Origin of the sequence: Rheinheimera soli (assembly GCF_031457405.1) — a bacterium.
GTDB lineage: Bacteria > Pseudomonadota > Gammaproteobacteria > Enterobacterales > Alteromonadaceae > Pararheinheimera > Pararheinheimera soli_A.
In genome coordinates this window covers 1-21,525 of sequence record NZ_JAVDWR010000029.1, presented here as the reverse complement: position 1 = coordinate 21,525, position 21,525 = coordinate 1, and the positions used below count along the sequence as shown (strand labels likewise).

Here is a 21,525-nt window from a genome sequence, read left to right as displayed (position 1 = left end):
GTTTCGCCTATCCGCAGTGCAGTATCCGCCACCACTATTGTGGCTGTTGGGCGTACCGTATCTATCGCATAGTTATTAGAGTTCGTTGTGCCAGTCCCTGCATTTCCTGCTGTATCTGTTACACCCGTATTATCCAAAGTAATCACATTGGTTGCATCTGTCACACTGGCTGTGGGTGTTAAAGTGGCAGTCCAGGTGATGCCGCCATCAGCGCTGCTGACTGCAGTTAAATCGCCGTTGGCTATGGTTAAATCTGCGTTATTAAAACCTGTCACCGCTTCACTGAACGTAAAAGTCACCAGCGAAGTTTCGCCTGCACTTAATGCGTTATCCGCCACTACTATAGAGGCCGTTGGACGCACGCCATCTATGGCATAGTTGTTGGAGTTGGTGGTGCCAGTACCTGCATTACCAGCTACATCGGCAACCCCTGTGTTATCCAGCGTAATGACATTGGTTGCGGCAGTAATACTGGCGCTTGGTGTGAAAGTGGCCGTCCAGGTGGTACCACCGTCAGAACTGCTGACCGCTGTTAAACTGCCGTTCGCTATCGTTAAATCCGCATTAGTAAAACCTGTCACAGCTTCGCTAAAGGTAAAAGTTACCAGCGAAGTTTCGCCTATTGCTAAAGCGGTATCCGCTACTACTATGGTAGCTGTAGGACGCGCCGTATCTATGGCGTAGTTGTTGGAATCCGTGGTACCAGTACCCGTATTCCCTGCTGCATCTGCCACACCTGTATTGTTCAGGGTAATGACATTGCTGGCATTGGTCACACTGGCTGTGGGTGTGAAAGTAGCTGTCCAGGTAATACCGCCATCGCTGCTGCTGACTGCACTTAAAGTGCCGTTGGCTATGGTCAAATCTGCATTGGTAAAACCTGTGACTGCTTCATTAAAAGTGATAGTGACTGGCGAAGTTTCGCCTATCCGCAGTGCAGTATCCGCCACCACTATTGTGGCTGTTGGGCGTACCGTATCTATCGCATAGTTATTAGAGTTCGTTGTACCAGTACCTGCATTACCTGCTGTATCTGCTACACCTGTATTATCCAAAGTAATCACATTGGTTGCATCTGTCACACTGGCTGTGGGTGTTAAAGTTGCAGTCCAGGTGATGCCACCATCAGCGCTACTGACATTCGTTAAAGTGCCGTTGGCTATGGTTAAATCTGCATTGGTAAAACCAGTCACCGCCTCGCTGAAAGTAATAGTCACCAGTGAAGTTTCGCCCACCGTCAATGAGTTGTCAGCCACTACTATAGAAGCCGTTGGACGTACCGTGTCTATCGCATAGTTGTTCGAGTTGGTCGTACCAACACCGGCATTGCCAGCTGCATCTGCCACACCTGTGTTATTTAATGTAATGACATTGGTTGTATCAGTAATACTGGCGCTTGGAGTAAAAGTGGCCGTCCAGGTGGTACCACCGTCAGAACTGCTGACCGCTGTTAAACTGCCGTTCGCTATCGTTAAATCCGCATTAGTAAAACCTGTCACAGCTTCGCTAAAGGTAAAAGTTACCAGCGAAGTTTCGCCGATTGCTAAAGCGGTATCCGCTACTACTATGGTCGCAGTTGGGGCTACATCATCAGTGACTACTATAGTGAAGGCTTTTTCAAAGGTCAGGTTACCACTGCCACTGTCTGTGGTGCTGATCCGGACAGAGCGGTTACCTGCGGCAATAGCAGCGGGGTTTGTGGCTCTGAGCTCATTACCGCTGATATTAAAGGAGGCGTTGTCTGTATCGTCTGCTCCTGCAACCAAAGTATAGGTATGGGTATCACCACCGTTGGCATCTACGGAATCTAAGGTTCCTACAACAGTATTAGCCGCGGCGCTTTGATTCAGGGTATTGGCCGTCAGAGAAATATCGGTCGGCGCTGAGTTGGTCTGCCCAACACAAGCGTTATAAGCATTAAGACATACGCTGTAAGTATTTCCTATTGGTACGGGAGAACTATGACTAGAGACATATCCTCGGCAATTCATAGCCTGCGGTGGTTCAAACCAGGCAACTGTTACAAAATCAGCATTCGCTGTACATATCGCGAATGGATGCACACCACCTGGGCCTTTGTTAGGAAAAGCCGCAAATTCTTTTCTGGACGTAAAATTTTGCCCGGACTCAGTCACCTGTAACCCGGCTCCCGGCACCAGCAACCCCTGCTCAGCTAAAAAGGCTAAAGTGTCTGCAGCAGGTTCAATAGGTCGGATGTGTTCATATTCTGCACTGACACCAAAAGAGGCAAAAGGATTACTTTGTGTTGCAGCGTTTTCCAGCTCGTTGTTCGATGTGCTTCCAGAACCAGGCAAAACCATTGCTGCAGTGCGGGATTGAGCGCGCGACACTGAGCTACTTCGTACAGACGCGAAGGCAGGCTGCGCCAGCAACAAAGCAGGCCATAGGGCTTTAAGTGAGGTTTTCAAAAATGAGTTTTTAGGGCGGGCACTCATGATGCAATCCTTGTTTGATCAACAGCCAATAGTCATTCACTCTGCCAGGGCAGGAAAACAGAAATGGTTACGCATTCGGGGATGACCGGGCTCTATCAGCTCAGGAAAGCTGCAGCTCTGCAACACCGCTACGTCATAAATCTGATCGACATTTCCGGTAAACTTAAGAGTGGCTATAGTTTTGCCGCTGTCAAGGTGAAACAACCAAATACCGGAACAAGTGTCGGAATATCTTTTGGCTAAAGGTGCAGGGGAAGTGACATCACTCTGTCGCACCTTGGATAAGCCAACAATTAAAAAAGGTCCATAAAAATCCATGCCGCGGGTAAAACCCGGTACTTCAGCCAGTACTGCATTCAGACCGGTTTTAGGGTCATAACAACAAACCTGGCCTTCCCCTGAATTGCAGTAATACACTTTGTCGCGATAGTAACGGGGAGAATGTGGCATACAGAGGTTATCTAACAAAATTTTGTTTTGCACAACATCCATTAAGGTGCCACCAAACTTATTACCTTTACGCCACATACCTGCTTCATTAAATTTTGAAAAGGTGGTGACATAAGCAGGTTTGCCGTCTTTCAGTGCCATACCATTTAAATGACAGCGATCTTCCGGCGTTAATTCAGTAATAAAGTATGGCTTCCAGCGAGGAACAAAACTGGCGTCCGGGCTTAAGGTACATAAGCAGGAAAAACTTGAGTTGACAGCCCACAAGCCTTCAGTGCCCCATTCAATATCATGGATATTAATCATGCCGCTGTAATGTGCGCTTCGGGTAATAAAACAAGCATCTGTGCGTTCATCCAGCGGAGCCATCAACTGTTGCTGGTAATCCTGCCAACGTTGCTGTTCCTGTCGCAATTCTTCCTGCTCTGCCAGTTGTTCGGGCGTCAGGTCTGAAAGGTCATCAAGCCCTTTTCCAACTGCATTCTCTGCTGACTCAGTTTTAAGTCGGGGGGCGGTAATGTCTTGATCAATAGGTAATAAAGGCTGTTTAATTTTTTCCAGCAGCGCATCTTCGCGTTGAAATTTCAAGACTTGCGTGAAGACGCCCAATGTCAGGCTGTTTTTTGTTACGGCAAGTCCCATAGGACGAGGAAAACTTTTGTAATTAATATCCAGCTGAGTGCCGTCACTGCGCACCAGCATTAAACGGCCGGCCTGATAGGACGTAAAAACCAAAGCAATATTCAGTTGCTTTAACAAAGCCGGTAAATTGTCGCTGTATTCAGCACTGTAATCCATCTGCACTTGTTCCTGCATTACAGCAAACCTCATATCCTTTTGTAGTGTTGTGCTTCAGCTTAGTTTTTGCGATCAACGTGCTTTGCTTAACACAACAATTTCACTTAAAGTTTCAGTTTTTTCATTATGCAGGGGTTTTGGTTACAATGTAAACAGAAAAATGGCATTTTGTGCACCAGCTTGCTATTGGTCAGAGCTCTCTGCATCTTTGCCAGATACAGGCAATACCCACAGCTGAAGTTGATCTGGCCTGGAATGAACCCCGGAAGCCATCTTTATAGCCAGCATGGCACTGACATAAGCAGCAGCTGCTGAAGTGCCGGTAAAAGCGGAGGTTTTGTTGTTTGCATTGGTTGTCAGTTGAAAATAGGCCGGGGCATTAATATCAATACAAGGTCCGTAGTTAGAATAAGGCCAAAGTTCGCCATTGTGTTTTGCAGCAGCCACCAGTAAAGCACCTGGTAACTGACTAAAAGCGTTAGAGCTGCAGGCATCGGCGGCGTTATTGCCGGCAGCAAAGACAAAATAAGGCTGCTGTTGCTGCCACTCGTTCAGCAGCTCTGCCAGAGGGTCAGGCAGAAATGGCAGAATCCAACTGCTGTTGACAATATCAGCCTGCATCATACGGGCAACAGTAAAACCCAGCAGCAGATCAGAAGTCCAACTGGAGACTTGCCTGATCAACACCAATTCAGGCTCTACTCCGTGCTGCCTTGTTGTTTGCAACAGCAGCGCGGCAACCTTGGTGCCATGTTGATCCAGAGCTAACTTCGGGCTGGCATCAGCCAGCCGTAAATCGGCATCATATTGCAAAGCGATATTCAAACCTTGCAGCGCCGGATGCTGTAAATCAAAACCATCATCAATAATGGCCAGTCTTACTGTTTTGGTGGCTTTTAAAGGCGGGAGGAGCTGTGGATCTTTTATCTGGCCAGAGGTTTCCTCTGCTCTGGCGTTTTGGCGTTGCAGCAATAGATCGGGTTGAACTGCCAGCACCTGAGCATGCTGCTGAAGATGCGACAATACAGCTGAAGGTGGATTGTCTTTTACAGTGACCAGCCACCAACTGGCCTGTTGCAATTTCGCCAGTTGCTGCACTTTTTCAATAGCCGGGTGAAATTGACTAAGGCTGGCCGCATTATGCTGAAGCCCTGTTTTAACAAGCAACCTGTTACTCAGTTGCACTTTTAATGTTTTACTCTGAACTTGCATCAGATAGTGCGAAGCAGCAGGCTCTAATTGCAGCTGCTGCTTCGCATTAACAAAAAACAATGGGCTTACAGGTGCCGTGTTTAGCTGACTCGCCACTGCCAGACTTGATGTCAAACTGGATATCAGAGCAATGCAAGCCAGCAATAAAACACGGCACCAGCCCATTGTTTTAATTGGCTCGCATCGGAAAAATACCATCAACACAGATACAAAACCTTAAGGCCAAAAAAGGCTGACGGTTTTCATGGGGCAAAGCTGCGCCACCTTGACCACCACTTGCCCCTATAGTGGCCGGATTTAACGCTACTGCGTTAGCTCCGGAAAAATCTGGTAAATAAGCCACGCCCCCGCCCCCAAAATTGGCCAGATAGGTTGTGTTACTGGCTGTGTCAATCAAAGCAGTGGGTCTTACCTGAGCCGCAGTAACACTATGGCTATGAGCAGGTATTGTTGGTACCGTCAGGGTGACAGCTGTTGTGCCACCCGCTTCCCCTAGCTGATGGTAACTTAAAGGGGGTTTTTGACCACTTTGACCGCCCACATGCAAAGGAGCGCGGGCACGTAAGTCGGGTAAGGCAAAATTGGTTTGTCCGTTGCCGCCATAAATAACACCTATCAGTGCAAATAAGGCGCTATTTTGTTGCAGTGGCATCACTGTGCCTGAACAATCAGCCCAGTCACGTGGCGCAAACATATAAGGTAACATCCGGATTTCTGCGAGAAAAGGTGAAGACATAACAGACTCCTTAGTTGCGGGTTGGGAATACGCCCAACAACGCAATAATAAAATTAACGCCCAGATAAGGCATCATATTGTTATGTGGCTGACTGCCGCCAACAGCTTGCAAAGCCTGAGCAGAAATAGTGCCTGTTGCCGGATTATTTGCACTTTCCGCATAGTGGACTCCCTTGGCAATGCTATGGCCTGATGCTGTAGTAGCCGTAGCCGCAGCGCTGCTGACCACAAAACTATGGCTGTGAGCAGGCAGTTGGTTTTGAATTAAAGTCACAGTTTCTGTTCCCGTGGCCATACCCACCACCCAGTTGCTGGAGCCAGCGGCAGGCGCCTGACCTCTGTGTACAGGAATACGGCCCTGTAAACTGGGCACATTAAAAGTGTTGACCCCATCACCACCATAAGTGGTACCGATCAGCGCATATAAGGCTTCATTTTCGGCAATAGCAACTGACTGACCATTACAAAATGCATAGCTGACAGGGCTGAAAACCCCGGCAAAGATCCGGATATCACCAATATAAGGTTCCATAATTCGTCTCCTAATTGCGGCTTGGATAAAGGCCTGTCAAGGCAATAATATACATCAGGGCCAGACTGGGCTGAATATTAGTGTGGGGTTGCCCTCCAACAGTCTGAACTGTAGCAGGCAACAAGGGGGTATCCGGGGCACTGCTATTGTAATAATTAGGATTAGCTGTAGCCAATGTTGAGTTTGGTGCTGAGCTCCCAATCAGATTACCTGATGTAGCGGTTGCCGACGTGGCCTGAAACAGATGGGTATGGGGCGGTATTTGGGTCAGGTTCAGGGTGACGTTTTCCTGTCCTGCACTAAAACCCTGAATATAATTAACATTCAGAGCTGGGCTAGCCCCAAAGCATACCGGGGTGCGGCCGCGTAAATCCGGCAAGTTAAAGTTGGTTTGGCCATTACCACCAAACTGCACACCTAACAAGCTGTACAATGCCTGATTGGTATTGACAGCTAAAACTTGCCCATCACAGGCACTCCAGTACTTTGGGACAAAATTATAAGCGACAGCTTTAATTTCTCCGACATAGGGTGTTGACATAGTTGTTCCTTATTGCTCAAACAAATGGACTAAACAAACTACTGCTGTGTTGGCCATACAACTTAACTGACCGCTTTTTTCCTCGAAATACAAATGTGATAACTGTCAGCCGCATGAGGCGTCAGCAGCAGCTCTGCTGTGCCAAAAGCCGGATGGCTGAACCTGTAGGTGCCTTGAGGGCAATGCATGTCCGGCGGGCCTTTTAATTCCACAGAAAAGGCGTCAAAGGCATGTTCCAGCCCTTTATTCCTGCTCACCTCTGTGACAGTAAGCTGCAACTGAGTCTGCTCTGTTTCCGGGTGTAACACAGCAATCTGCTGCCCCACTAATTCTTGTACTCTGTCGTAAGTAAATAATTCCAATCTGGCCTCCTGGTTGTGGTTTTAAGTGTTCGACTGAGCAGCTACGCCATGTTCTGACTGAAACTGCGTAAGGCTGGCGGGTACCAAATCATGCGCTCATAAGGCGGTTGCACAACTTCAGTGGCAAAACCCAAACTTTGGTACAACTGCTTTGCCACCTGGTTTTGTTGCTCTACCGATAACAGCATAGGCGCAGCCACCTGAGCGGCACACTGCTGCAGGGCTTGTAATACAGCCTTACCAAAGCCCTGGCCACGAGCTTCAGGAATAAAAGCAATATCAATCAGATGCACCAGATCATGAGAAAAATCTATGCTGGCTTTGCCTATAGGCTGCTGTTGCTTTTCGATGATGAAATACATGGCGTTGGGAAATTGCTCTGAGTAGCTCTGAGTTTGTGCTTTCAGTTGCATTTCCACTATGGTTTCAACCAGATCTTTTTCGGCATCTATCCATTGCAAATCCTGCCGGACTGCATGATGCAGTTTTTCCAGAAAAGCCTTATCTGAAGCAACAGAGGTGCGAATATGTAATCCGAGTGGTAATTGAATGCCCTGCACTTTGGGGTCCTTGTAGTTATTATCGCTGCAAACAACTATAAGCACGACTTTCAGAAACAACAAATTAATTTCTAAAAATCAGATAGATCGGCGTAGTCCGGGAAATTACTCTTTATTGGCGGGCGACAAAAAAATGTTTTACAGTAAAAAAGACTCAGCTCTTCAGGAAAAATCGAATGACATCAGCTACTTTTGTCCTCTCTACCGGTCGTTGTGGTACTCAGTGGCTGACAGAAAAACTTAGCTTGTTGTACCCGGACAGGCAGATAGTGCATGAGCCTTTGTCCTTCCATTACCGGCCAGACCTCAATACGGAACTAGTTCCACTGAGTTATAACAAGGAACTAATACAACAGCACTTGTCTGAAATCCAGCAACATTTAAACCAGGGGCGGAGTTATATTGAAACGGGCTTTCCCTGCTGGCGCCATTTAGAGTGGTTCAGGCAGCAACTGGATGGGCAGGCCAGGGTAATACATCTGCACAGAGACCCTGTGGATACAGTACATTCGTTGTTAAAGATAAATGCTTTTGTGCCCCCTTTTGTGCCGCATTTACCGCTAAAAAACCTGTTTTTGCCAAGGCCTGAACAGGGTTATCTGGCAGAGTGGCATGAACTCTGGCCTCAGCTCAACCCGGCAGAAAAAAACTTATGGTACTGGACCGAAGTGCAGGCTAAAGCTTTGCAACTTCGGCAGAGTTGGCCTGCTAACGACTGGCTGGAATTAAAGTTTGATCAATTATTCAGCGCAACAACCGAACAAGCCTTAACAGAGTTTTTAGGACCTGAGGCGGTTCGCGATATAGCCTCTCCGGGCCTCGTTGATCAGTATGGCGCTGGTGCTATTGCCCTTTGTGCTGTTGAATTCCCGCTATTACAAAAAGTGCCTGCTATCAAGCAAATGGCAGAGCGCTTAGGTTATAGCTCCGACTTTTGCAGCAACAGCTGATACAAAGGCTGCAATCTCAGCTGAATTGACTGCTGTTGCTCAGGGCTAAATGCCACATCAAGCCGGGTTGAAGCCTGCTGAAAAGCCTGATCAGGTTGCTTAGCGTCTCTTGTGCTGAAACTTTGCCAGCGCTGTAGCTCATGGCTATCAGGTGTCCGGCCAAGCCAGGCCGCCAGTTGCTGTGGGCTGAATTGGACTAAGTGCTGATAGTCGATGAAAACTGCCTGCTTCTGCCGAACCAGTGCTTCGCTACTTTGCATCAGAATATAAAGCACTTCACAACGGCCGCTAAAAAAACTGTCACAGTGTTGCCAGATATCACCCAGAACCCCAAGCTGACCGGGAAGCCCGGCCATATGCATACCAGAGATCCGCTGATGTGAGGCCAGAATAGCTTCAGGATCCCGCCCAAGGCACAGTACTTTGGCCGCAGGAAACTGTTGCAGCCACAGTGGCCATAGCGGCAAATCCCAGGCGTTTAACTTCAGTACCAACTGAGTTTCTCCATGCCGGAAGCGGCCTTGCAACAACAGAGCCAGTGTTAACAGTTGTGGTTTGACAGAGTCAGGCCAAAAAGGGTCCAGTAACATATCGCTTATCAACATAGATTCAGACAGCAGCTTGACTCCGGATAGCTGTCGATATAAGCCCCCCAACAAGGTAGAGCCGCAGCGGGACCAATGGAAAATAATCAGATCAGGACTGACTGGAGTTAATCTGGACGCTTGTGTCAGCAGGTCAGAAACTAAGGTGACAGGCCTGATAAACTGCGCCAGCAGCTTGCCTCGTTGTTTCAGTATATCGTCCTGAAAAAAAGGCTGCTGCAAGGGCTCAAAAGCCGGAACCCAGTTCAGGGCCTGCTGCTTTTTCCGGTAATCCGCGGGTTGCCAAAAACGACTGAACAGCTCCAGGTCCGGCACCAGCACAGTGTTATTCTGCTGCTCTAAAAAACTCAGCATCAGGTCAAAGCTCAAGTCTCGCCATTGCAGATACACCGCCATTTGTTGCACAAAATCAGGGACAGAGCAGCTGTGTTGTAAGGCCCTGAGTTTTGCCTCATCATGCAACAATTGCCAATACAGAGTTAATTTGTGCTGCATTCAGGCTTCACTTTTTATCGGGTAACAATTGATGTAATGCACCATACGCGGTTGATTTGTTGTATTTGCACTTGGACCATGAGGCAAAGCATGATGCCAGATGATCAAATCTCCGGCTTTGGCAGCTATGGCTTTCACCGGCCAGTCTGACCAGCGCTGTTGCTGTAACTCAAATTCAGTTTTGCCCTGGCTGGTGATCCAGTGTTCTGCCTGCAGATGAAAACCGGGCACACAACAAAAAGCCCCTTGCTGCTCTGTGGTATCCGTTAAATAAATTAAACCCTGAGTTGCAAACTCCACAGGGGCACGAAGCGGCATATCCCAATGCAAATCCGGGCCAGGAAAGGCCCAATCTGCCGTCTGTGGCGGATTAAAACTTACCCTGTCTGTGCTCATCACCAGATCGGTTCTTTGCCAAAGCTGCTCAAAAACCTGTCGGATCAGTGGCACCTCCCGGTTGGCATCTAAAGCCGGATGACGAAACAACGGCAACATGATTTTTTCGCACAACCCCAAATGCCTGTACCAGCTTTGTGGTTGCTCTGGCGAGGCCTGCAGATAGTGCCAGATAGCAGCCCGGCTTTGTTCACATTGTTCCGGCGTCAGTACAGCCGGCACTACCAGATAACCAAATTGGTGCCAGAAAGCCAGTTGTTGTTCCGACAGTACTGAAGGTATTGCCCTACTCTGTTGCCCGGCGGCAAGTTCACACAATTGCTGATTAATCTGCTGTTTTTGTGCTTCAGTGAGTGATAATTGCCGCACTTCCTGCTGTAACTCAGACAGTCTGTCGCAGCGGTATAACAGCTGCAAACCCGGATGTAAGCCTAAACCAGCCAGATCCAATAGTGCTCTGTCGACTAACCATTCGTCTGCCGGCAATGCAGTGGGGAGTTTTAACTTTTTGATCTGAGTCTTTTGCCACAATCTGTAGAAATGAAATAGCCCTCCGACACTCAAATCATCGCTTGCCACCAATGGCAAGGTCAGGCTTTGATACTCTAATTGCCATAACGGAATTTGCCCGGACTGATAACTAAACTCAAGCACAGAGCCAGGCTTGAGCAGCAGTTGCTTGCGGTACTTTGCCAGAGTTAACTGGCTTTGCTTCTCCACCAGCCGAAACTGCTGATAGACCTGAATTTCAGTGCACAATTTAATATCTACAGGGCCTGGTTCAAATTCGGGCAATAGCATCTGGCTTTGTAGTAGTTCGGTTTTTCCTTGTGCCAGGGCTTGAGCACTGTCCAGATCCAAACAAAAGACAGGCCCTAGTGGATGACTTTGCAGCTTTTTTTTGTACTGCCATTCCAGCTCTGCCGACAGCAGCACTTGTTGTGGGATCAGGCAACCGCCGTCTTTCAGGCAACGCTGTAAATTCACAAAAATCTGTACCTGAGGTTCCTGTTCCAAAAACTGATTCATGGTTTCAGACAAGATCAGGTCATAGCTAACTCCTGATTGCGGTTGCCACACAGTCGCATCAGCGCATACCCAGTCTGCTATTCTGTCTTCCAGATGCAGCGTTTTGCATAAATGCCGGAAACTATCGAGGGAAAACTGATGAATATCCAAAGCAGTCACCTGAAGCTGCTGTGCACTGAATACACTGAGTAAAGGCAATATCAGCCAGCCTAAAGGGCCTGTGCCCGCATAGAGCACAAGCACTGGCTGCTCTGCTGTCAAACGGTCCTGCACCGCCCTATAAATAGCCTGTATAAAGACCCTGCTTCGCTCAATATCTTCGGCGCACTGAGCCGCGGTAGTGGGTGATACAGCTTTACCAAAAGGCGTCAGGGTAAATTCTTTATCTTTGTATTGGTCCGGGTGCAAATCCAGATTGAGATGCTGGCATAAGGTGGTCAGCAGCGAAACAATCAAAGGCCGTGCTTCAGCTGCGCCCTGAGACTTCAGGATTTGAGTCGCAAAAAGTGATAACACATCTTCAGTTAACTCTGGATAACTCAGTGTTCCATCCGGCATAAATTTGCTCCTTTAATTCAGTATTAACTACACAATCCAGCACCAGGTTGATGCGCGCCTCTGCACCTTTATTTTCGACCCTATGTACCTGATCAGCGTTGATGTACCACAGCTGGCCTGCCTGCATAGGCACCTGTTGATCATTAACAAAAAACTTCAGTAAATCATTGGTTTGGAGTGGCAGATGCAAACGAGCTTCTCCTTGCTCCAGGCACAAGCCCTGATCACGGTGCGGTTTAATTTCAGCCCCCGGGTGTAAGCGCATCAGCCGTATAGATTTAACTGAGTAAGGTAAAGCCGTTACAAAACGCAGCAAGGCAGGGCTTTGTTCCAATTGGGGTAAATTGCTCCAGTCGTCAGTAGGATAAATCGCAAAACTCTGCAAAATACCGTGGGCATTCAGATGCTCTGAGACACAACGCAAAGGCAATACATCCCAGCCGCCCTGATAATCTCTTTTGTTCACATGGGCATGCCATTGCAACTGCAGCAACAATTCCAGTTCTTCACGCATGTGTTGAAATCCGGCAACAGGGCCAAGCAAAGCAAAACTACAAATAGTCATGGCTAAGTCGTTATTTTTGTTTTATAAAAACCTAGGCTAGCAGATAAAAGGAACAAAGAAAGGCGGTGGAGAACAAATTACTTACTGAGCAGCCAAAACAACAGCATCAATTCATTGAGGCCAAAATGACTGAGTCACTGCAAAGAGTGTTAGCCTTTTTTAATGACATTGGTATTGCGTATCAGCTCCAACCATTGGCTGAACCCAGCTTTTTAGCAGGAGTCTTGATAAAAAATGGCGGCCTTTGTATAGACCCGGAACAGCTTGTTCAACCCGGAGATTTGCTGCACGAAGCAGGTCATATAGCCGTAATGCCCACTGCCCAGCGTCATCTGCTGAATGACAATGTGAATGAATCTGCAAATCAGGGGCCAGCCGAAGAAATGGCGGCTATCGCCTGGTCATGGGCAGCTTTAGTGCATTTAAATTTGCCGCCAGAATTTTTATTTCATGCTGACGGCTACAAAGGTGGTTCAGAAGCCTATATAGCCGCCTTTAGTTGTGGAGGCGGATTTGGCCATCCGCTATTGAGCTGGTATGGCATGTGTGAACCATCAGGTTCCGCTGACGGCTATCCACAAATGAAGCAATGGTTAAGGCCATAAATTTATTGCTGCAATAAAAAATGCAGCTGGTTACGCACTGCTTCCGGGTCTAAGTGGGTAAAAGGCAAAATCAGATCCATTTTACCGTTTTGATCCAGATCTGCAGTGGAGGCCAGCATTCCATTCAGCGGTATAGCTTGCTTTAAGCGTACACTTTTACTGCTGAACAGCTTTTCTTTAGCGCTTTGATAAAGCTTTAAATGGTCTTTATCCCCGATCAACAACAAAGCCGGCGCCTGCTCTGAAACCAGCGCTTTGAGCACAGGTAAATTGACCTGAGCATTGCCAATGCTGACCTGTGCTGTAGCGTCTTGTCGATACACAGGCTTATCCGGAAATTTACCGCTGGGCAATTGCGGAAAAAACTGTAGTTCCATAGTCGCAGTGCCTGCCAGTAAAGCCCGCACCAGAGTGCCTATACCAAACTCAGCTGCCGGGGTGAAAAAGTCTAACTTTTTGTCGTTATTTAAGTCGGCAAATACAGGTTCAGACTGGATCCCTTTAGTGTTAATACGTGCATCAGGTTCAGCTTTAAACTGCAAAGTACCCTGTTCCATCTTGCCATAATGAATGCGGTAGCTATAGCTTTGCTCCACTGCATCGGCAAACAGCTCCTGACGTACAATAAAGTCGGCTACGCCATCGTTATTTAAGTCTTTCACATCGTACAACCTGTTGATCGACAAGCCTTTAAAGCTACGACCATCGCCGCCCCTCAGCTCAGCCTGAACGTCTGGCGTTAAACCCAACCCAAGCTGAATGGTCTGGGCCTGGGTAGAAAAACCTGTTTCAGTTTGCAGATACAATAACAAGCTGTCGTCTATCGCAAAGCCAATATCAGTGCGGCCATCGCCATTCCAGTCCAGAAATCGTGCTTTGCGACCTGTGTAATCCGGGTTTTCATCAAAAATGCGGGATTTCGCGTCCACAGCCAAAGAGAATTGATTAAAACTGCCATCCTGTTGCTGCATATACAGATGATGCGCATTAAAATCTGTCACTACAAAGTCAGATAAGCCATCGTTATTTAAGTCATACACAAAGTCCAGCTTCAGCAACCTTTTGCTATCCACTGTGCGGTACAGAGATTCAGTGTTGAGTAAACGATGCCAGCTGCTGTCTTCAGGTTTAAAATAACTGATGCCTTCACTGCCTAAGACCACCAATACTTCAACCGGCTGACTTTTGATCTGCGCTTTATGAAAAAACTGAGCTTGTGTTGGGATAGGTACCTGCTTTGCGGTGTTGGTTGTTAAATCAACCCAACTCAGCCAGCGATTACTGGACGAATGACCAGACTGCAACACTGCTTTAGCTCCCGGCATAAATAAAGTATCGCCGTTCGCAGGATGCTCCAGTTGCACCTGAACCTGCTTAAACTCTGAGGCCATTAAAGGGCCTGCCGACACAATCATAGTGATAGCTAAACCAGCCAGATACTTCAACTTATTCATTCCCTGTTATTCCTTTGTATATGTATTACGAGATTCTTCTACGTAAAAAGCTGCTAATCGGAGGTTTAAGCCGGAAAAAAGTTCCTGCCTCAGCTGATAACAGCGTAAAATATTGAATTGTTTCCTGTTCAGACCGCGATGCGGCTAACCCAAGAGAGTTTTTATGTCGATAAACTGGTTCCCAGGCCATATGCACAAGGCCCGTAAAGAAATTGCCGAGGTTATGCCACAGGTCGATATCATTATCGAAATGCTGGACGCCCGCATTCCTTTTTCCAGTGAAAACCCTTTGGTGCCCGAACTGCGTGGTGACACTCCGGTGATCAAGGTACTGAACAAAGCTGATTTAGCAGACCCTGCGGTCACCGCTTTATGGGTGGAACGCTTTGAACAGGAAAAAGGCATTAAAGCCATTCCTATTAGTCAGCAAAACCCTGAACAAATCAAGGCTTTATTACAACTTTGCAACCAAATGCTGCCAGACCGGAACTTAGATATCCGTGGTGCCCGCGCTATGATTATGGGCATTCCTAACGTGGGTAAATCCACCATTATCAATACATTGGCTGGCCGTACTATTGCCAAAACCGGCAACGAAGCTGGTGTAACTAAAATTCAGCAACGTATTCGTTTAGACAATAATGTCATCCTGACCGACACCCCTGGCTTTTTATGGCCCAAGCTGAGTCCGGCCAGTTGCGGTTACCGCCTTGCGGTGACTGGCGCTATTAAAGATACAGCCTTTGACTACGCGGATATCGCCATTTTTGCCGCTGATTACTTACTCAAAGCCTACCCTCAACAAGTGATGGCGCGTTATCAGCTAAAAGAACAACCAGAAAACGATTTGGCTTTATTAGACGCTTTGGGCGAACGCCGTGGTTGTATGCGTAAAGGTGGTGTGGTTGATCTACAAAAAGCAGGTTCCATTTTAATTACCGAACTTCGTGCTGGCTTGTTTGGCCCTGTCAGTCTGGAAACACCGGATATGGTGACAGAGGAATTGCAGAATGCTAAGTTAGAGGAAGCCACCAGAGCTGCTGAAAAAGCTGAGCGGGAAAAAGTCCGTCAGCAAAAAGCCAAGAAAAAATACCGTTAGCCCGGCTGGTCCGGCAACGGACCAATCAGGGGATCTTTATGTTTCGTTTTACTCCTTCAGTGCTCAGTCTGTTACTGCTTAGCAGCGGCTCTTTATCAGCCGCTCCTGTAGTGCTGCATAATATTCAGGGTTATGGCTTTGATGAAACAGGCCAAATTGCCGAATTCAGTCATTTTGTATTTGATAATCAAAGCGGAAAAGTACTGGCACGCGGCGATAAAGCAGCTGTTGCTGCCTATGACAAAGCAGAACAAATTGACGGCAAAGGCCAGACTTTGTTACCAGGCCTGATTGATGGCCATGGTCATGTATTGGGGTTGGGCCAAAACCTGAACAGAGTGGATTTACGTACCAGCAGCAGTGAAGCTCAGGCTGTGGCGCAAGTTGCCGCTTTTGCTAAAACTCACCAGCACTCGCAATGGATTTTAGGTGGGGGTTGGAATCAGGTGTTGTGGCCAACCCAACAATTCCCCGGCAAAACTTTGCTCGATGAAAGCATTAAAGACAAAGCTGTCTGGCTAACCCGGGTTGATAGTCATGCAGGTTGGGCTAACAGCAAAGCGTTGCAACTGGCTGGCATCACCAAAGAAACCATAGATCCGCCCGGTGGTGAAATTATCCGGGATAATGAAGGCAATCCAACAGGTGTATTGATAGACAACGCTATGTTATTGCTGGAAAAACATATTCCAGAGCAATCCGAAGCCGAGCGTTTAGCTGCATTAGATACTGCCTTTGAACACTTGTTAGCTTTGGGTATTACCTCTGTCCATGACGCCGGTGTTGACGCAGCGAACCTGCAAAGTTATCAGCAACTTCGTAAAGACAATAAACTGCCACTGCGTATTTACGCCATGTTAGCAGCGACAGATCCAGATTTAGCCGACTGGTTAAAAGCCGGTCCAGTGCTGGATCAAGAAGATTTATTGGTTGCCCGCTCAGTAAAAGTCTATGGCGATGGTGCTTTAGGTAGCCGTGGTGCTGCGTTGATAGAAGCTTATTCTGATCAACCTGGCCAAAAAGGTTTATTTGTCACTCAGCCAGACAAATTAACAGCGGTCATGAAGCTGACGCTGGACGCTGGTTTTCAAACCAACGTGCATGCAATAGGTGATTTAACCAATCGTCTTGTTTTAGACAGATTTGAGCAACTCGCAAGCAAAGAGCAACTGGAACAAGGCCGTCACCGTATTGAACATGCACAGATTGTTTCGCCTAAAGATATCCCACGTTTTGCAGAGCTGCATATTCTGCCGTCCATGCAACCTACCCATGCCACGTCAGATAAAAATATGGCAGCCGATCGTTTAGGTATAGCCCGTTTACGCGGCGCTTATGCCTGGAAAAGCTTTGTGGATCAGGGCAGTCGTATAGTGGCAGGTTCAGATTTTCCAGTTGAATTGGCCAATCCCTTTTATGGTATTCATGCCGCAGTAACACGTCAGGATCAGCAGAATCAACCCGTAGGTGGCTGGTTGCCGGAACAACGCCTAACCTTAACTCAAGCCTTAAAAGCCTTTACCCTCGATGCAGCTTATGGTGCTTTTCAGGATCAAAGCATGGGGTCATTAGCGCCAGGCATGTGGGCTGATTTTATTTTGGTTGATCGCGACATTTTTAAAGCTCCTGCTGAAACTTTATGGCAAACCAAAGTGCAACAAAGCTGGGTAGCTGGACAACAGAAATATAAGGCCTCGATGTAGGCATGTTTTATAGGTTCTTATGATTAGTCAGAAATGGTCGAAGTTAATCCGATCGCTACAGCAAAAAAAATACCGCAAAGCCGAGCAGTTGTTTTTTGTCGAAGGCGAAAAATCTGTACTGGAATTGCTGCACAGTTCGTGGAAAGTGCGGGCTGTGTTTGGCACCGAACAGTTTTTTCAGCAACACCATGGCCTTTGTACTAAAGCTGATTTAGTGCAGCAATGCACTGAACATGAATTGGTACAAGTGGGTACATTTAGCAGCAATAATGCTGCTTTGGCTGTAGCCGAAATACCAGTAGCTCAACCATTTAAAGAGCAACAAGGCGACTGGGTACTGGTTTTGGATCAAATCAACGACCCTGGTAATTTAGGCACTATTATCCGCGTTGCCGACTGGTATGGTATTCGCCAGTTGCTGTGTTCTCCCGACACAGTGGATTTATACAATCCTAAAGTGATAGCTGCGGCTAAAGGCTCATTTTTACGGGTGCAGATGTTTTATCAGGAGCTGTTACCTGTGTTAGCACAAAGCGCCATGCCGGTTTATGGTGCTTATCTTGAAGGTGAGTCAGTGCATCAGCTCAGACTGAGCAAAGCCGGTGGTTATCTGGTGATGGGCAATGAAGCCAATGGTATTAGCCCGGCATTAAAACCTGTGATCAGCCACCCTGTGACTATCCCCAGTTTCAGCGACACTGAATCACTGAATGTGGGCATAGCTACTGCGATTTTATGTGACAACTTTAAACGCTTATCGCAGCTATAAAGCTTCTGAGTTATAGCGGATCCGTCTGTGAGTAAAGAGTCGGATCCGCTACACTAAGCGCAATTTCTTCTGCCCCGCTGAGGTTTTATGTTCCCTACCCTCGAAGATTATGTTGGCCAGACGCCTTTAGTGCGGCTGCAACGTATGGCCAATCACACAAAAAGCACTGTGCTGTTAAAGCTCGAAGGCAATAATCCGGCAGGTTCCGTCAAAGACAGGCCAGCACTTTTTATGCTGCAGCAGGCTGAACTGCGTGGCGACATAAAACCTGGTGACTGTCTGATTGAAGCCACCAGTGGCAATACTGGTATAGCTTTGGCGATGGCAGCAGCCATTAAAGGCTACAAAATGAAGCTGATTATGCCGGACAATATGACAGACGAGCGTAAGGCCTCGATGCGGGCTTATGGCGCTGAGCTGATATTGGTCAGTAAAGAGCAGGGTATGGAATACGCCCGTGATCTTGCCAAACAAATGCAGGCTGAAGCTGTGGGTTTAGTGCTGGATCAGTTTAATAACAGCGACAATCCGGCTGCGCATTTTGCTTCAACCGGGCCAGAAATCTGGCAACAAAGTCTGGGCCAGATCACACATTTCGTCTCCAGCATGGGCACTACGGGCACCATCATGGGTGTGTCTCGTTATCTGAAGCAGCAAAATGCAGCTATTCAAATTATAGGTTTGCAACCGGCTGAAGGCAGCAGCATTCCTGGTATACGCCGCTGGCCTGAAGCGTATTTACCTGGCTTTTATGAAAAACAGCGGGTCGATCAAATCATCGATATCACTGCCGATCAAGCTCTGGACACTATGCGTCAACTGGCCCAACAGGAAGGTATATTTTGTGGGGTTAGCTCTGGTGGTGCAGTTTATGCTGCTTTGCGCCTGGCAGAGCAACTGGAGAATGCCGTGATAGTGGCCATTATCTGCGATCGGGGTGATCGTTATTTATCTTCAGGAATTTATTAGTGCCTTTTGAATATTTAGCTTTACTGGCTGCTGTGTGTTGGGCTGTTGGCAGTTTATTATCTGCTACCGCCTCCAGTCATTTGGGCGCCTTCGCTTTTACCCGCTGGCGCCTGGCCTGCGCCGCCTGCATGTTATGGATCTGGGCTTTTTTCAGTGGTGGCTTTAGCACTCTGGCTTTACCTCAACTACCGCTGCTGGCCATATCGGCGCTTATTGGTATTTTAATTGGTGATACTTCGTTATTTGCCTCAATGAACAGATTAGGGCCACGCCGTGCCGGTGTATTGTTTGCCACACATGCGATGTTTTCGGTGTTGCTGGCTTACTTGTTTTTAGGCGAATCTATTTGGGGCTGGACTCTGGTGGGCTGCAGTCTGTTAAGTTCAGGGGTGATGACAGCCATAGTGCTCGGTCGCAGAGCGGAAGAGCAACATCATTGGGAATCGAATCAGTCTCAGCTGCGTTCCGGTATTGCTTTAGGTTTAACTTCGGCTCTATGCCAGGCAGCTTCGACCTTAATGTTAAAGCCGTTAATGGAGACCGACATAGACGCAGTCAGTGCTTCTGCAGTACGGATGACGGTAGCCTTATTTGCTCATCTGTTGTTGTTCTGGTTAGGTTTTAAAGTGGCTAGGGTTTATTTACCTATGACGAAAAAAATCTTCGCCATGGTACTTGTGAATGCAGCCTTGTCGATGGTGATTGGCATGACGCTGATTTTACAGGCCTTAAAAACCGGTGACGCGGGTTTAATAGGCATGCTGTCTTCAGTGAGTCCAGTGGTCGTAGTACCGTTATTATGGCTGGTTTATAAAAGGCGGCCTGCTGTCGGAGCCTGGGTGGGTGCCAGCCTGACAGTGGCTGGCACAGTATTAATTTTATGGCATTAGATGGATGGTATATCGTCAGATAGCTTCAGGGATCTGGTTTCTGTGATAATCAATCAGGCTTAAAATCTCAGCCAAAGCTCCGGCATGATTTGGCGTTAAAATGTCATTGTGACCAAAAATAATATCGTTCGACACAGCCAGTACCCACACAGCTTGCATATTAGCATCATCACAACTCTGTATAGTACGGCGCGCCTGCACACGGGCACGGATGCGCCAGCCAGAACGATTGAGCTGCATCATACAACCAGGTATGGCGTCATGCTGAGCCAGACTGCTATGCAGTTGCAGAGGAATTTTGCAGTTACCTCTGGGGCACTTATCAATATCGTGGGTAATGGCCCATGAGTTTCCCACCGCCTGCTCACCATCTTTTATAAAGTTAAACGCTTCTTTTACAGCAAAATCACCTTTGGACTGCAATACCACCATACTGGGTTTTTGCCTGTCGACACTTAATAAAGAGTCCAGCGGTTTGTATTCTTTAGCCGTCACTGCAGGGTTCAACAGTAAATACAAATTCGGGTTGTCTTTGCCCAAATCTATAGCCTTTTTCACCCGATCTTTACTGGCATGCAAAGCCACAGAACCACCTAAACTATGACCGATAAAGATATAACGTTTCAGCTGACCTTGCTCAACCACAACATCGAGCTTGTCCAGTAACTGACTTACCCCTTGTTCACCAACCAGACGTGATACTCTTTTACGCTGAAAAATAGTAGGAAAATCCAGTGGTTCTAGCCAGCCTTCAGCTTTATCAGACTCGTCCAGCCATAAAGGATCGTATTTATCGCCCCTCCAGCCCAGATAAAGACCTATCAGGTTACGCTGCGGAGCCACATCTTGTAACTCTTTGATATATAGCTGAAAAGCAACGAAGTTGGAATCTGTTGGCGCAGCACTTTGGTGCCAGCCATGCACAAAAATCACCAATTCTGCAGTGGCGGAATCCGGTTTTTTGATACGGTCAAACAAAGCTTGTTGTTGCTTTAAGTCGTGGGGCTGACCTTCGTCATTAAATTCAACCACATGAAAGTTGCTGTTCGCTGTGTTTTCGTCAGGAAAATGGTATTGCTGATCAGGAATAGGGGTGGCAAATATAGAGATCAATACCAGGCTGATGAACATCAAGGGGATCAATTTCAGCCACGAGCGCCAGCTAAGCCGGATCATTCTGAACCAAAGGTACTGCACCACACGAACTAAAATCAAACCACACCCAAACTGCTGTAAAAACGGGCTGCATTATAGCCAAATGGGGTTACAAAAGGTAGGTAGAGTTGATGTAGATCGCCTGTAGGGGCGTTCTTTGTGGGTGGGCGTTTATGGATTCTCCGGTAAATGTAAGGGGTAATCGACTGTAGGGGCACCCCTTGTGGGCGCCCGTTTGGAATGTTAAGAGCGGATTTGTCCTGAATTCAGGGGCGGTGAACTACTTTAACAGCCTATTTGTTCTGAATTCGGGGGCGGTGAACTACATTATTGCGGGCATCCTGCCCTCCCCCCTTGTGGGCGCCCGTTCTGAATTTTAAAAGCGGATTTGTTCTGAATTCGTGGGGCGGAGAACTACATTAGCAGCGGATTTATTCTGAATTTGGGTGCGGTGAACTACTTTGCTCACCCCATCCCTGGGGTTCGTCCCTTCGGGCCCCGCTGAAGCGGTCCAAATTGGCTCCCGGCCAATTTGTCGCATGTGTAGTGGTCAAGTATTTCCGGACACTAACTTAGGTTGTTCTGCTATCACTGGCGGTAACCCAGCATTAAAGCTGTGTGGCCGCCTGTGGTTGT

The 21,525-nt window shown here is 47.6% G+C and carries 20 protein-coding genes; 7 read left to right on the top strand and 13 right to left on the bottom strand.

Annotated elements, in window-relative coordinates; translation table 11 throughout:
* The 8 genes from J2W69_RS19965 to J2W69_RS19930 form a co-directional block, all read right to left on the bottom strand.
* Positions 1 to 2,456, bottom strand: a 2,456-nt coding sequence (locus tag J2W69_RS19965) for an Ig-like domain-containing protein (RefSeq protein ID WP_310281878.1), incomplete at its 3' end; no start/stop codon positions are given.
* A 36-nt stretch (positions 2,457 to 2,492) separates the two neighbouring features.
* Complete coding sequence (locus J2W69_RS19960; RefSeq protein ID WP_310281877.1) at positions 2,493 to 3,722, bottom strand: TIGR03032 family protein; 1,230 nt, start codon at positions 3,720 to 3,722, stop codon at positions 2,493 to 2,495.
* Positions 3,723 to 3,887: 165 nt separating this feature from the next.
* Positions 3,888 to 5,012 carry a S8 family peptidase gene (locus J2W69_RS19955; protein WP_310281875.1) on the bottom strand — a complete coding sequence of 375 codons (1,125 nt, stop codon included), beginning with the start codon at positions 5,010 to 5,012 and terminating at the stop codon, positions 3,888 to 3,890.
* Between the two features lie 73 nt (positions 5,013 to 5,085).
* Positions 5,086 to 5,652, bottom strand: a complete 567-nt coding sequence (locus J2W69_RS19950; RefSeq protein ID WP_310281873.1) for a phage tail protein — start codon at positions 5,650 to 5,652, stop codon at positions 5,086 to 5,088.
* A gap of 10 nt (positions 5,653 to 5,662) precedes the next feature.
* Complete coding sequence (locus J2W69_RS19945; protein ID WP_310281871.1) at positions 5,663 to 6,184, bottom strand: phage tail protein; 522 nt, start codon at positions 6,182 to 6,184, stop codon at positions 5,663 to 5,665.
* A 10-nt stretch (positions 6,185 to 6,194) separates the two neighbouring features.
* The gene (locus tag J2W69_RS19940; RefSeq protein ID WP_310281870.1) at positions 6,195 to 6,725 is read right to left on the bottom strand and encodes a phage tail protein; all 531 of its coding nucleotides are present in this window, start codon (positions 6,723 to 6,725) and stop codon (positions 6,195 to 6,197) included.
* Positions 6,726 to 6,787: 62 nt separating this feature from the next.
* Positions 6,788 to 7,087, bottom strand: a complete 300-nt coding sequence (locus J2W69_RS19935) for a DUF6916 family protein (RefSeq protein ID WP_310281868.1) — start codon at positions 7,085 to 7,087, stop codon at positions 6,788 to 6,790.
* 41 nt (positions 7,088 to 7,128) lie between these two features.
* Entirely contained in the window at positions 7,129 to 7,647 is a 519-nt protein-coding gene (locus J2W69_RS19930) for a GNAT family N-acetyltransferase (protein WP_310281866.1), read from the bottom strand.
* A gap of 176 nt (positions 7,648 to 7,823) precedes the next feature.
* Between J2W69_RS19930 and J2W69_RS19925 the strand changes: the two genes are divergently transcribed.
* Positions 7,824 to 8,597 (top strand): sulfotransferase domain-containing protein, encoded by a 774-nt coding sequence (locus J2W69_RS19925; RefSeq protein ID WP_310281865.1) that lies wholly within the window; start codon positions 7,824 to 7,826, stop codon positions 8,595 to 8,597.
* Here the strand turns inward: J2W69_RS19925 and J2W69_RS19920 are convergent.
* From J2W69_RS19920 to J2W69_RS19910, 3 genes are read right to left on the bottom strand one after another with little or no spacing between them, the layout of a single operon-like run.
* Complete coding sequence (locus J2W69_RS19920) at positions 8,567 to 9,697, bottom strand: hypothetical protein (protein ID WP_310281863.1); 1,131 nt, start codon at positions 9,695 to 9,697, stop codon at positions 8,567 to 8,569. The two genes, J2W69_RS19925 and J2W69_RS19920, sit on opposite strands and share 31 nt — an antisense overlap.
* Positions 9,698 to 11,680: a phytanoyl-CoA dioxygenase family protein gene (locus J2W69_RS19915; protein WP_310281861.1), complete on the bottom strand. Its 1,983-nt coding sequence runs from the start codon at positions 11,678 to 11,680 to the stop codon at positions 9,698 to 9,700.
* Positions 11,643 to 12,245, bottom strand: a complete 603-nt coding sequence (locus J2W69_RS19910) for an aspartyl/asparaginyl beta-hydroxylase domain-containing protein (RefSeq protein WP_310281859.1) — start codon at positions 12,243 to 12,245, stop codon at positions 11,643 to 11,645. Before J2W69_RS19910 ends, J2W69_RS19915 begins: the two co-directional genes overlap by 38 nt.
* Positions 12,246 to 12,370: 125 nt before the next feature.
* On the opposite strand from J2W69_RS19910, the gene J2W69_RS19905 reads away from it, so the two are divergent.
* On the top strand, positions 12,371 to 12,850 hold the full coding sequence (locus tag J2W69_RS19905) for a hypothetical protein (RefSeq protein WP_310281857.1): 480 nt from the start codon (positions 12,371 to 12,373) through the stop codon (positions 12,848 to 12,850).
* A 2-nt stretch (positions 12,851 to 12,852) separates the two neighbouring features.
* On the opposite strand, the gene J2W69_RS19900 is transcribed toward J2W69_RS19905, so the two are convergent.
* Positions 12,853 to 14,304, bottom strand: a complete 1,452-nt coding sequence (locus tag J2W69_RS19900; RefSeq protein WP_310281855.1) for an FG-GAP repeat domain-containing protein — start codon at positions 14,302 to 14,304, stop codon at positions 12,853 to 12,855.
* Between the two features lie 163 nt (positions 14,305 to 14,467).
* On the opposite strand from J2W69_RS19900, the gene ylqF reads away from it, so the two are divergent.
* The 5 genes from ylqF to J2W69_RS19875 all read left to right on the top strand — a co-directional run bounded on the left by ylqF (position 14,468) and on the right by J2W69_RS19875 (position 19,734).
* Positions 14,468 to 15,403: a ribosome biogenesis GTPase YlqF gene (gene ylqF / locus J2W69_RS19895; protein WP_008900836.1), complete on the top strand. Its 936-nt coding sequence runs from the start codon at positions 14,468 to 14,470 to the stop codon at positions 15,401 to 15,403.
* Positions 15,404 to 15,441: 38 nt separating this feature from the next.
* Complete coding sequence (locus J2W69_RS19890; RefSeq protein WP_310281851.1) at positions 15,442 to 17,106, top strand: amidohydrolase; 1,665 nt, start codon at positions 15,442 to 15,444, stop codon at positions 17,104 to 17,106.
* Between the two features lie 19 nt (positions 17,107 to 17,125).
* Positions 17,126 to 17,875: a TrmH family RNA methyltransferase gene (locus tag J2W69_RS19885; RefSeq protein WP_310281849.1), complete on the top strand. Its 750-nt coding sequence runs from the start codon at positions 17,126 to 17,128 to the stop codon at positions 17,873 to 17,875.
* Between the two features lie 87 nt (positions 17,876 to 17,962).
* On the top strand, positions 17,963 to 18,844 hold the full coding sequence (cysM, locus tag J2W69_RS19880) for a cysteine synthase CysM (protein ID WP_310281846.1): 882 nt from the start codon (positions 17,963 to 17,965) through the stop codon (positions 18,842 to 18,844).
* On the top strand, positions 18,844 to 19,734 hold the full coding sequence (locus J2W69_RS19875) for a DMT family transporter (protein WP_310281844.1): 891 nt from the start codon (positions 18,844 to 18,846) through the stop codon (positions 19,732 to 19,734). Before cysM ends, J2W69_RS19875 begins: the two co-directional genes overlap by 1 nt.
* A gap of 15 nt (positions 19,735 to 19,749) precedes the next feature.
* Here J2W69_RS19875 and J2W69_RS19870 read toward each other — a convergent pair whose 3' ends face one another.
* Positions 19,750 to 20,949, bottom strand: coding sequence for a hydrolase (locus J2W69_RS19870; RefSeq protein WP_310281842.1), 1,200 nt, complete (start codon positions 20,947 to 20,949; stop codon positions 19,750 to 19,752).
* Positions 20,950 to 21,525: the final 576 nt, after the last annotated feature.

Excerpts from the sequence above, each read along its gene's own strand:
- J2W69_RS19960 (WP_310281877.1), bottom strand. The coding sequence starts at position 3,722 with ATGCAGGAACAAGTGCAGATGGATTACAGTGCTGAATACAGCGACAAT.
- J2W69_RS19950 (WP_310281873.1), bottom strand. The coding sequence starts at position 5,652 with ATGTCTTCACCTTTTCTCGCAGAAATCCGGATGTTACCTTATATGTTT.
- J2W69_RS19945 (WP_310281871.1), bottom strand. The coding sequence starts at position 6,184 with ATGGAACCTTATATTGGTGATATCCGGATCTTTGCCGGGGTTTTCAGC.
- J2W69_RS19940 (WP_310281870.1), bottom strand. The coding sequence starts at position 6,725 with ATGTCAACACCCTATGTCGGAGAAATTAAAGCTGTCGCTTATAATTTT.
- J2W69_RS19925 (WP_310281865.1), top strand. The coding sequence starts at position 7,824 with ATGACATCAGCTACTTTTGTCCTCTCTACCGGTCGTTGTGGTACTCAG.
- J2W69_RS19920 (WP_310281863.1), bottom strand. The coding sequence starts at position 9,697 with ATGCAGCACAAATTAACTCTGTATTGGCAATTGTTGCATGATGAGGCA.
- J2W69_RS19915 (WP_310281861.1), bottom strand. The coding sequence starts at position 11,680 with ATGCCGGATGGAACACTGAGTTATCCAGAGTTAACTGAAGATGTGTTA.
- J2W69_RS19910 (WP_310281859.1), bottom strand. The coding sequence starts at position 12,245 with ATGACTATTTGTAGTTTTGCTTTGCTTGGCCCTGTTGCCGGATTTCAA.
- J2W69_RS19905 (WP_310281857.1), top strand. The coding sequence starts at position 12,371 with ATGACTGAGTCACTGCAAAGAGTGTTAGCCTTTTTTAATGACATTGGT.
- J2W69_RS19900 (WP_310281855.1), bottom strand. The coding sequence starts at position 14,304 with ATGAATAAGTTGAAGTATCTGGCTGGTTTAGCTATCACTATGATTGTG.
- ylqF (WP_008900836.1), top strand. The coding sequence starts at position 14,468 with ATGTCGATAAACTGGTTCCCAGGCCATATGCACAAGGCCCGTAAAGAA.
- J2W69_RS19890 (WP_310281851.1), top strand. The coding sequence starts at position 15,442 with ATGTTTCGTTTTACTCCTTCAGTGCTCAGTCTGTTACTGCTTAGCAGC.
- J2W69_RS19885 (WP_310281849.1), top strand. The coding sequence starts at position 17,126 with ATGATTAGTCAGAAATGGTCGAAGTTAATCCGATCGCTACAGCAAAAA.
- cysM (WP_310281846.1), top strand. The coding sequence starts at position 17,963 with ATGTTCCCTACCCTCGAAGATTATGTTGGCCAGACGCCTTTAGTGCGG.